1 protein-coding gene is annotated in these 1,538 nt (G+C 68.5%); it reads left to right on the top strand.

Annotated features, from left to right (window positions below; genetic code table 11):
- Positions 1–62 precede the first annotated feature (62 nt).
- On the top strand, positions 63–1,538 hold a 1,476-nt coding region (locus ABZX92_RS45885; protein WP_355572473.1), incomplete at its 3' end, for a hypothetical protein.

Below are 1,538 nucleotides of genomic sequence, written 5' to 3'. Positions count from 1 at the left end.
GTGGGACGGATCGTGCGCGGCGAGCACCCCTCCGGCACGTCGCTGCCGCCCGAACCCGCGCTGTGCCAGTCGTTCAGGTGGTCGACGGGATCGCGGCCGCGCTGGCCTCGGCGGGTAGGGACGATCCGGCGGTGGTGGCGCTCGTGGCTGCGGCCGGCATCGCTGCACAGGCCCAGCCGGCTGACTCAGACCCTGCCGACCGCGCTGACGCCGACCCCACCAGTGCCGAGTCGGCGACGAACGCGTCCGAACCAGTCTTCGGGCAGCTCGTGCAGACCCAGCCGACTGAGGCCGTCACCGACCAGGCCGCTCCGCGCAGCCCCGACGTATGGACCACAGAGGTCAAGCTCGGTGGACAGGACACCGGTCCCATCGTGCTGGGCAAGTTGATGAGGGACCCCGTCCGCGTGCCGGCAGGCCACGTGCCTCACCGGTTACGACGCCACAACGGCCTGCCGGTTCGCCTGGATCTTTTGCCTCAGACCTTCGATTTGCCGTTGTCATCCTGGCTGCAGCTCTCCGCGCCCGTGCGTGTGCGTGTCGAAGAGCGGCATGTCGCTGACTGGGTGAATTCGCGGTACTACTACTGGAACCCGCCCGCGAAGTCGGCTGAGGACGTCCTGGTGGTCGGTGTGGAGACGCAGGGCAAGCGGGCGGTGATCAGCGTGCCGGGCTTGGGTTACGTCAGCATGGACGGGTTCGCGCTCGCGCACGTGCTCCAGTTCGTCGGAGCGCTCGACGGTCATGAGGACGGAGCGTTGATCTTCCTGGCGGCCGTCGCGACCGTCTACGAGTCCGGCCACGAGCAGCTGGCCGCGTCCCTCCAGGCGAGCCTGGCGGAGCTCGGTCACGTTCGCCGGGTTGCGATCGGCACAACGCCGGCCCTGTGGAACGCGCGGGAACTGGTCGTGCCGGACGGGGGTCACGTTCGGATCTTTCCCGTCGTCAACCAGAGGGGCGCCATCAACGAGGAGGCGGTGGTCGCCGAACAGGAGAGGGTTGCCGCCGAACTCGCCAAAGCGTACGAGGACGGCTGGAAGTACCGGCAACCGGCGGGCAGCGACGCCACGGAGTTCTCGCTAGACCACCGCGAGGGTGTCTTGAGGTTGATGGAGGACGCCACCAACGGGATTGAGGGCCTCCCGTCCGCCGAAGCAGTGCTCTCAGCCTTCCGCACACTGCGCCGCGTGGTGCGTCCAGCCATCGCGGACGTGCTGCTGCTCGCAATCGCGCAGAGGTGGTACGGGGTGACGACCATGGCAGACCTGTGGTCGCTATTGGCTTCCGCTCAGGTCGATCCGGCGGACTTCGACGGTCGCTTCACCACGGACGTCGGCTATGACCTGTATGTGGGGGTGGGGGACATGGTCGGTGTGCGGCGGTGGGGTCGGGGTGGGTCGGGTGGCGGGGTTGATGCCGGCGAGTTCTCCGGTGCGGCCGCGGACCCGGCCATGTCGGACGGCGTGGTCGATGGTCCGGTGGGGTCGCAGGTGTCGTCGTATGTCGATGGGGTCGGTGAGTCCGATGTTCTTGCGGGG

The sequence above is a fragment of the Lentzea sp. NPDC006480 genome (assembly GCF_040611995.1).
In the GTDB taxonomy this organism is placed as follows: domain Bacteria; phylum Actinomycetota; class Actinomycetes; order Mycobacteriales; family Pseudonocardiaceae; genus Lentzea.
Note: the sequence above shows the minus strand (reverse complement) of the source record. Positions and strands in the feature narration are given on the sequence as shown.